This window comes from Streptomyces apricus, assembly GCF_008369065.1.
Taxonomy (GTDB): Bacteria; Actinomycetota; Actinomycetes; order Streptomycetales; family Streptomycetaceae; genus Streptomyces; species Streptomyces apricus.
The window spans coordinates 486,487-494,748 of record NZ_VDFC01000040.1 but is presented as its reverse complement, the minus strand read 5'-3'; the positions used below and the strand labels follow the sequence as shown (position 1 = coordinate 494,748).

The window sequence follows — 8,262 nt, the reverse complement described above, 5'->3', positions numbered from 1 at the left end:
CGCCCGCCCATGTCCACCCCGGCCAGGCACACCGGCACGTCCCCGTACCGCCGCACGACCTCGTCCGCGGCCCACGCGGCGTCCCGCGCCGGATGCGCCTCGCTCCCGTTCCACCCGCGGTAGCGGTAGTGCACCACGTGCACCGCCAGCCCCTCCGCGGCCCCCGTACGGGCGAGCCTGCGCCCCAACGCCCGTACGGACGCGGCCGCCAGCATCGGCGACGGCCTGCGGACAGAGGTCTCCTCCCCACCCGGCAGCAGCAGCACCACACCGCTCACCGCCGTCGGCTCCGTACCGAACACCCGCCCCAGCCGTGCCGCACGAACCGGCGTCGCTTGCTGTGCCATCAGGACCTGACCAGGGGGCGCCCGGCCCCGGCGGAACGGGGAACGGCTTCCCCGGACCGCTCCGGTCCCGGACTGCTGCACGGATCTGCACTGCTCACCTGTCATGCCTTTCTGCCGCACCTGACTTGTCACGTTCGTACGGTGATCGTGTGCCGAAGGGGTACCGTCCGGATCTCGGAGGAGAGGAGGAACAGGCGTGATCCGCACCTACAAGTTCCTCCTGCGGCCGACCACCGGCCAGCAGGGCCTGCTGCGGGCGATGCTGGCCGATCACTGCTCCCTCTACAACGGGGCGCTGCAGGAGCGCCGCGACGCCTGGCTGCACACCTCCAGGACGAGCATCCGGTACGGCGACCAGTCCGCCCAGCTCAAGGAGGTCCGGGCGTTCGACCCGGAACGCCAGGGCCGCTGGTCCTTCTCCTCGCAGCAAGCCACCCTGCGCCGCCTGGACACGGCGTTCCGCGCCTTCTTCAAAAGGGTCGAATCCGGTCGCACGCCCGGCTTTCCCCGGTTCAAGGGCATCGGACACTTCGACACCGTCGTCTTCCCCAGGGACGGGGACGGCTGCCGCTGGGACTCCACTCCGTACGACGGGCGGACCCGGGTCCGCCTCCAGGGCATCGGGCACGTCCGGGTGCACCGGCACCGGTCCGTGCGCGGCCGGGTCAAGACGATCGGCGTCAAGCGGGAAGGCCGCCGCTGGTACGTCGTCCTCACGTGCGACCAAGTACCCGTCGAACCCCTGCCGGCCACCGGCAGCGCCGTCGGCATCGACATGGGGGTCGTGCACTTCCTGACCACCTCGGACGGCGGACATGTCACCAACCCCCGGCCCTTCCGTGCGGCGGCCGAGGAACTCGCCGCCGCACAGCGGCAGCTGGCGACCTTCCCCCGACGCAGCCGGCGCCGTACCAAGCGTCACCGCGCCGCCGCCCGGAAGGTCGCCAAGATCCATGCAAGGATCCGACGGCAACGCCTCGACCTCCACCACAAGACCGCCCGCACACTCATCCGCGACCATGACGCCGTCGCACACGAACGCCTCGACACCGCGGGCATGACCCGCGCACCCCGGCCCAGACCCGACCCGGAGCGGGCCGGCGCATTCCTGCCGAACGGCGCCGCCGCGAAGGCCGGGCTCAACCGCAGCATCCTCGACGCGGGTTGGGGGCAGTTCCTGTCGATCCTGGCGCAGAAGGCCGAGAGTGCCGCTCGCCGAGTGATCGCGGTGGACGCCCGCAACACCTCCCGCACCTGCCCGCCCTCCGCCGGAGGCTGCGGACACGCGGCGAAGGAGAACCGCGTCACTCAGGCACGGTTCATGTGCACGGCGTGCGGATTCACCGCGAACGCGGATCGCGTCGGTGCTCTGAACGTCCTCGACAGGGCCGGGCCGGCCCTCTGCGCCGCGGCCTAGCCACCGGCGCAGGAAGCCCGCCGCTCCGGCGGTGGGTGGGGTCACGACAGAACAGTGTCAGAAGTGATGGTGTACGCCATCCGTCCGCGCGGTCACCGTTACATATCGACGGGAGCGTGCGGCGGGCTGTCTACGCGCGTAGGCGTTAGAGTGCGGAGATGACGAGCCAGACCGAGAACACCCCGAGTCCGGAGCAGGTCCGACGGGCGCCGAAGGTCCTGCTGCACGACCACCTCGACGGGGGGCTGCGCCCCGGGACCGTCGTCGATCTCGCCCGGGACGCCGGTTACGCGGGGCTGCCGGAGACGGACGCCGACAAGCTCGGCATCTGGTTCCGGGAAGCGGCCGACTCCGGTTCCCTGGAGCGGTATCTGGAGACCTTCGCGCACACCTGCGCCGTCATGCAGACCCGGGCCGCACTGGTCCGCGTCGCCGCCGAGTGCGCCGAGGACCTCGCCGAGGACGGCGTCGTCTACGCGGAGGTGCGGTACGCGCCCGAGCAGCACCTCGAAGGCGGGCTCACCCTCGAAGAGGTCGTCGAGGCCGTCAACGAGGGCTTCCGCGAGGGCGAGCGGCGGGCCCGCGAGAACGGTCACCGCATCCGCGTCGGCGCCCTGCTCACCGCCATGCGGCACGCGGCCCGCTCCCTGGAGATCGCCGAACTCGCCAACACCTACCGGGATCAGGGCGTCGTCGGCTTCGACATCGCCGGCGCCGAGGCCGGGTTCCCGCCCACCCGCCACCTGGACGCCTTCGAGTACCTGAAGCGGGAGAACAACCACTTCACGATCCACGCGGGCGAGGCCTTCGGGCTCCCCTCCATCTGGCAGGCGCTGCAGTGGTGCGGCGCCGACCGGCTGGGCCACGGCGTCCGCATCATCGACGACATCCAGGTGCGCGAGGACGGCTCCGTGGAGCTGGGCCGCCTCGCCTCCTACGTACGGGACAAGCGGATCCCGCTGGAGCTGTGCCCCAGCTCCAACCTGCAGACGGGCGCCGCCGACTCGTACGCCGAGCACCCCATCGGGCTGCTGCGGCGGCTGCATTTCCGCGCCACGGTTAATACAGATAATCGTTTGATGTCCGGCACGAGTATGAGCCGGGAATTCGAGCACCTTGTCGACGCGTTCGGCTATTCGCTCGACGACATGCAGTGGTTCACAGTCAATGCGATGAAATCAGCATTCATTCCTTTCGATGAACGACTGGCCATGATCAATGACGTGATCAAGCCCGGTTATGCCGAGCTGAAGTCCGAATGGCTGTTCCAGCAGACCGCCTCCACCAGCGGTTCTGTGCGTGGAGAAGGCTGAAGGAAAGACGCGGGGAGCGGTCGGGGGAGGGCGACCCGGCCGCTTTTCGATGTTTGCGGGGTGTGCTCGTCCATGATTACCGTTTCGGACCGCTCGAATCCCCGTCACAGCATGCAAGGACGAAGATGAAGCAGTCTGCTGCCAAGACCCTCGGTGTCGCCGCTCTCGGTGCCGCCTTCGCCGCCGCCGGTGCCGGTGCCGCCGACGCCGCCCCCGTGGCCCCGGACGCCACCCCGGCGCTCGGCGCCGTCACCAGCGCGCTGCCGGACGGGGTCACCGACAAGCTCCCCGGCGGCGGCGAGGCGCTCAACAACGGCCAGCGGGTGCTCGGCACCGTCGTCACCGCCGCCCAGCCGGCCGTCACGGACCTCGTCGCCCAGGGCCCGACCGCGCCCGTCGCCGGTCTGCTCGGCGGCCTCCCCCTCCAGGGCCTGCCCACCCACGGCCTCCCCGTGAACGGCATCCCGCTGGGCTGACCCCGGCCCCCGCGATCCCCGTACGCGCCGATGGGGCGCACCCSCGCMSGGGTGCGCCCCATCGGCGTGCTCGCGGGTGACCGCTCGTGGTCACCAGGCCGTGCGGGTCGCCTTGCCCTCGGAGGGGAAGAGGATCCACAGCGCTATGTAGAGCAGGAACTGCGGGCCCGGCAGCAGGCAGGACACCAGGAAGATCACCCGCATCGTGGTCGCGGAGGTGCCGAAGCGCCGGGCCAGCGCTGCGCACACTCCGCCGAGCATCCGGCCGTCGGTGGGGCGGGCGAGGCGGTTCATTCGCGACTCCTTCGTGAGCGTCGTCGGTGGGTGCGGGACCGCCGGTCCGGCCGCCCCGTCTGACATCCAAACTACGGACCCGAAGGTGTGGTCCGCGTCGCCCTACGGAGCTATCCCGACCCTGGGAATCGTCGGGGTCAGACCCTGAGCCGCTTCCTCCGCGGCCTCGCGCCCCCGCAGCGCGGCCGCCCTGTCGCGCGTCTCGGCCCGGCGCCGCAGCGCGCCCCGCGCGGCGGGCACGCAGGCGAGGTGCGCCAGCGCCACGCCCACGGTGTTCAGCAGCAGCGAGTCGACGTCCACGACCTGCCCCGGCACCCCGGTCTGCAGCAGCTCGATGCCCAGCGACAGCAGCGCGCCGGCGGCGACCGTCCGCAGCAGGGACAGCAGCGGGGAGACGAAGAGCCGGCCGCCGACCAGGGGGAGCAGCACCCCGAGCGGGGCCAGCAGCAGCAGGCCCTTGCCGAGGGCGCGGGCCGCCGCCTCGGGACCCATCGCCAGATCGGCCCGGATGCCCGCGAACGGCCGCAGGTTCGCGGCGCTCACCCAGGGCACGTCCAGGGGCCGCAGCGTGATCCAGGCGACAAGCGCGAGATGTGCGACGAGGAGGAGACCTCCCGCCGCACGGACGCGGATCACGGCGCTTCCGCCGTCGGAGCCTTGACGCTGCACGATCCCCAAGACGCGGGCACCGGCAGGATCGGTTCCGTGTGACGGCGGCGCTTGGTCCGCACGGGTGAGGTGTGCGCCACAGGCCGACCGCGGCGGAACCGCGGTGGGACCCCGGCGGGAACCGCGGTGGGACCGCGCCGGAACCGCGGCGCGCCGTCCCGTAGGGGTTTCAGGCCTCGTCGGTCCGGGTGGCCGGGGGTGTCTCGGTGCCGGGCCGGGTGCGTACGGCCTCCGTGCACTCGTAGCGCCGCGCCGCGTCCGTGCCGGGGCCGCCCAGGGTCACCGTGCCGTCGTCGGAGGCGGCCTCGGAGTCGCTGAAGGTGCACACGACCTGCGCCAGGGCGTACGAGGACAGCTCCGACGGCGCGGTGCTCAGCCGGAGCGCGTCACCCGGGTCGTCGGGCCGCGGGCCGGCCACGGTCAGGTCCTGGGGGACGGCCGTCGTGTAGTTCGCCTGCGTCTCGGCGGCCGACGGGGAGCCGGCGAGCTCGTCGAGGAGCGCCTGCGCGGCGCGCACCCGGTCCGTTCCGGCGGGCCCCGTCCCGATGCGCACGGTCCGGTCGACCGGCGCGAGCTGCGAGGAGCAGACGAGGAAGACCTGGACGAGGATGCCGCGCGAGGACTGCTTGCCGACGTCGGGACCGGTCAGCGCGCACGGCACACGGGACGGCGCGGGGCCGAAGTCCGTCGGCACCTCCGTCGCCCGGATGCCGCAGCCGCCCAGCACCACGGCGACGAGCGGTACGGCGAGCGCCAGCCGGGCGGCGCGCGCCATGCCTATGCCCCAGGTGCGGCGGGTGCCGCGCGTGTTCGGTACGGACATCAGACGCCCCCCTCGGTACGGTCGGCCCTGCCGCTGCCGCTGCCGCTGCCGCTGCCGCTGCCGCTGCCGCTGCCGCCGCTGCCTCCGCCGGAGGTCGCGGCGCGGCCGGTGTCCCCGGCCGCGGGGACCCCCGCCGACTCCGAGGCCTCGCGGCCCTCGCGGCGCTCCGGGCCCTCCGTTTCCTCCGGGCCCTCCGGATCCTTCGGCTCGGAGGCGTCGCGCGGCAGCCGCAGCGTGAAGACCGCGCCGCCCCCGGGCGCGTTCGCGGCGGTGATCCCGCCGCCGTGGATGTGGGCGTTCTCCAGGGCGATGGACAGGCCGAGCCCGCTGCCCTCCGAGCGCGGCCGGGAGGCGCTCGCCTTGTAGAAGCGGTCGAAGACGTGCGGCAGGACGTCCTCGGGGATGCCGGGGCCGTTGTCCTGAACCTCGATCGCCAGGTCGGCGCCCTCCTCGCGGACGCGGACGCACACCGGGGAGCCGCCGTGCTTGAGGGCGTTGCCGATCAGGTTCGCCAGGATGACGTCCAGGCGGCGCGGGTCGACGTGCGCCATGATGCCGCGCCGGGCGTCCAGTTCCACCGCGTCCAGCCAGGCGCGCGCGTCGATGCACGCGGTGATCTGGTCGGCGATGTCGACGGTGTCGGAGACGAGCCGGGCGGTGCCCGCGTCGAAGCGGGTGACCTCCATCAGGTTCTCCACGAGGGTGTTCAGCCGCCGGGTCTCGCTGACGACGAGCCGCACGGCGGGTTCGATCATCGGGTCGACGCTGCCGGTCTCGGCGTCGAGCTCCTCCTCCAGCACCTCGGTCACCGCGGTGATCGCGGTCAGCGGTGTGCGCAGCTCGTGCGACATGTCGGCCACGAACCGCCGGGACGCCTGCTCGCGGGCGCTCATGTCCTCGACCCGTTTCTCCAGCGACTCCGCCGTGCGGTTGAACGTCCGCGACAGGTCCGCGAGTTCGTCCGTGCCCGAGACCCGCAGCCGGGTGTCGAGCTTGCCCTCGCCGAGCCGCCGCGCCGCGATGCCGAGGCGGTGCACCGGCTTCAGCACGGTCGTCGCGGCGGCCTGCGCCAGCAGCGCCGAGCCGATCAGCGCGAGCCCGGTCGCGATCCCCAGCGACCAGGCCAGCGAGTTGAGGTCCTTGGCCTCCGGTTCCAGCGACTTGAGCATGTACCCGGTCGGCCCGCCGCCGATCACCTTCGCGCCGCCCACCAGGTACGGCTTGTCGCCCTGCACGGTGCGCTGCCAGTACAGGTGGTAGGCGTACTTGTTGTTCGAGGAGATCTTCTGTTCCTTGTTCACCGCCTGCTGGAGGGAGCGCGGTACGTCGTCCAGCGTGAAGGTGTCCAGGTCGGAGTTGCCGCGGACGGTCTTCCCGTTCTCGTCCTCGGCGATCAGCAGCACGCTGAAGCGCTGGCTGCTGTTGGCCATCTGCCCGGCGGCGCGCTGCAGTTCACCCTGCGAGGGGTGCTGGCGCAGCGTGCTGGCGCGGGTCTGCATCGCCTGCTGGAAGTCGCCGAGCACCGCGTCCTGCGTACGGGTGAGGACGGCCTCGCGGTTGAGCCAGTACGCGATCCCGGACGCCGAGACCGCGGCGGTCAGCGCGACCAGCCCGAACACCACGACCAGGCGCAGCCGCAGACTGGTGAAGCGGATCCCCGCCATGACCGCCCGCCGGGCGGCGGCCCAGCCGCGGGGCTTGTCCTGCGGTTCGGTCACTGAGGGTTGTCCAGCCGGTAGCCGACGCCGCGCACGGTACGGATCAGGGTCGGCGAGGACGGCACGTCCTCCACCTTGGCGCGCAGCCGCTGCACGCACGCGTCGACGAGCCGCGAGTCGCCGAGGTAGTCGTGCTCCCACACCAGCCGCAGCAGCTGCTGGCGCGACAGGGCCTGTCCGGGCCGCCGGCTCAGCTCCAGGAGCAGCCGCAGCTCGGTCGGGGTGAGCTGCAGGTCCTCGCCGTTCTTCGTCACGGTCATCGCGGCACGGTCGATCACCAGCGAACCGAAGGTCGCCGAGTCGTTCGCCTCGCGCTCGCCGCGCCGCAGCACGGCCCGGATCCGGGCGTCGAGCACCCGTCCCTGCACGGGCTTGACCACGTAGTCGTCGGCGCCGGACTCCAGTCCGACCACGACGTCGATGTCGTCGCTGCGCGCGGTCAGCAGGATGATCGGCAGCTGGTCCGTCCGCCGGATGCGCCGGCACACCTCGAATCCGTCGATGCCTGGCAGCATCACGTCGAGCACGATCAGATCGGGCCGCTGCTCGCGCAACAGCTTCAGACCGTCCTCGCCGGTGGCAGCGGTGGCCACCCGGTGACCCTGGCGCGTCAAAGAGAGCTCCAGGGCCGTCCGGATGGCGTCGTCGTCCTCGATCAGCAACAGGGAAGGCACAGACGTCATTCTGTCCCATGACATGGGCGGGTATCGACTGTTGGAGCGCTCCCGCACATGTCCCGCGCACGAGCGGGTGCCCGGTGGGTGCCGAGCGTGCGCCGGCCGTGCCGGATGCGTAGCCGTACGGCGCTCTGCGTGATCGGCCGGTGACCGGGGGGTGACCTGCCCGTCACCGGCCCCTCATCGGCCGGTGGGCGGCCCGGCCCAAGGCCCTCCGGACCCCTGTGACAGGCCTGTGACAGTCGGCGGACACCGTCATGAAGTGGTCCCGGCAAGCTTCTCGGCACAGGCAAGGAAGCACCACAGCAAGTACCGGAGAACCGGAACTCCACGACGGGGGGCGCGAGATGAACACGCTGCACAGCACCAGCACTGGCGCAGTTGTCACGCGGCTCCACGACGTCACGAGGAGCACCGAGAAGTCCGGTGCCGTGAGCGGGCGGGGGTGCGCTCGCGGCACCGGGCGTCAGCACACCGGGTCGTACATGACGGTGGTTGACGCACATGCGGGGGGAAGCGGTACGGGGG

General features: G+C 72.1%; 8 protein-coding genes and 2 pseudogenes. 4 read left to right on the top strand and 6 right to left on the bottom strand.

Annotated elements, in window-relative coordinates; all coding sequences use genetic code 11:
- Positions 1-347, bottom strand: a pseudogene (locus FGF04_RS15160) (alpha/beta hydrolase); the annotation flags it as partial.
- Positions 348-543: 196 nt separating this feature from the next.
- Between FGF04_RS15160 and FGF04_RS15155 the strand changes: the two are divergent.
- The 3 genes from FGF04_RS15155 (at position 544) to FGF04_RS15145 (ending at position 3,553) form a co-directional block, all read left to right on the top strand.
- Positions 544-1,764 carry an RNA-guided endonuclease InsQ/TnpB family protein gene (locus FGF04_RS15155; protein WP_149511822.1) on the top strand — a complete coding sequence of 407 codons (1,221 nt, stop codon included), beginning with the start codon at positions 544-546 and terminating at the stop codon, positions 1,762-1,764.
- Positions 1,765-1,922: 158 nt separating this feature from the next.
- A complete protein-coding gene (locus FGF04_RS15150; RefSeq protein WP_149511821.1) occupies positions 1,923-3,077 on the top strand; it encodes an adenosine deaminase in 1,155 nt (384 codons plus the stop codon).
- A gap of 125 nt (positions 3,078-3,202) precedes the next feature.
- On the top strand, positions 3,203-3,553 hold the full coding sequence (locus tag FGF04_RS15145) for an ATP-binding protein (protein WP_149511820.1): 351 nt from the start codon (positions 3,203-3,205) through the stop codon (positions 3,551-3,553).
- A 90-nt stretch (positions 3,554-3,643) separates the two neighbouring features.
- Here the strand turns inward: FGF04_RS15145 and FGF04_RS15140 are convergent, their stop codons facing one another.
- The 5 genes from FGF04_RS15140 to afsQ1 all read right to left on the bottom strand — a co-directional run bounded on the left by FGF04_RS15140 (position 3,644) and on the right by afsQ1 (position 7,731).
- Positions 3,644-3,847, bottom strand: a complete 204-nt coding sequence (locus FGF04_RS15140; protein ID WP_149511819.1) for a PspC domain-containing protein — start codon at positions 3,845-3,847, stop codon at positions 3,644-3,646.
- 102 nt (positions 3,848-3,949) lie between these two features.
- On the bottom strand, positions 3,950-4,516 hold the full coding sequence (locus FGF04_RS15135; protein WP_149511818.1) for a VanZ family protein: 567 nt from the start codon (positions 4,514-4,516) through the stop codon (positions 3,950-3,952).
- 169 nt (positions 4,517-4,685) lie between these two features.
- Positions 4,686-5,339, bottom strand: a complete 654-nt coding sequence (locus FGF04_RS15130; RefSeq protein ID WP_408055622.1) for a hypothetical protein — start codon at positions 5,337-5,339, stop codon at positions 4,686-4,688.
- Positions 5,339-7,003, bottom strand: a complete 1,665-nt coding sequence (locus FGF04_RS15125; RefSeq protein ID WP_149512285.1) for a sensor histidine kinase — start codon at positions 7,001-7,003, stop codon at positions 5,339-5,341. Before FGF04_RS15125 ends, FGF04_RS15130 begins: the two co-directional genes overlap by 1 nt.
- A gap of 50 nt (positions 7,004-7,053) precedes the next feature.
- Positions 7,054-7,731 carry a two-component system response regulator AfsQ1 gene (gene afsQ1, locus FGF04_RS15120; protein ID WP_099505496.1) on the bottom strand — a complete coding sequence of 226 codons (678 nt, stop codon included), beginning with the start codon at positions 7,729-7,731 and terminating at the stop codon, positions 7,054-7,056.
- Between the two features lie 350 nt (positions 7,732-8,081).
- Here afsQ1 and FGF04_RS41070 point away from each other — a divergent pair.
- Positions 8,082-8,262: pseudogene (locus FGF04_RS41070) on the top strand (SigE family RNA polymerase sigma factor); the annotation flags it as partial.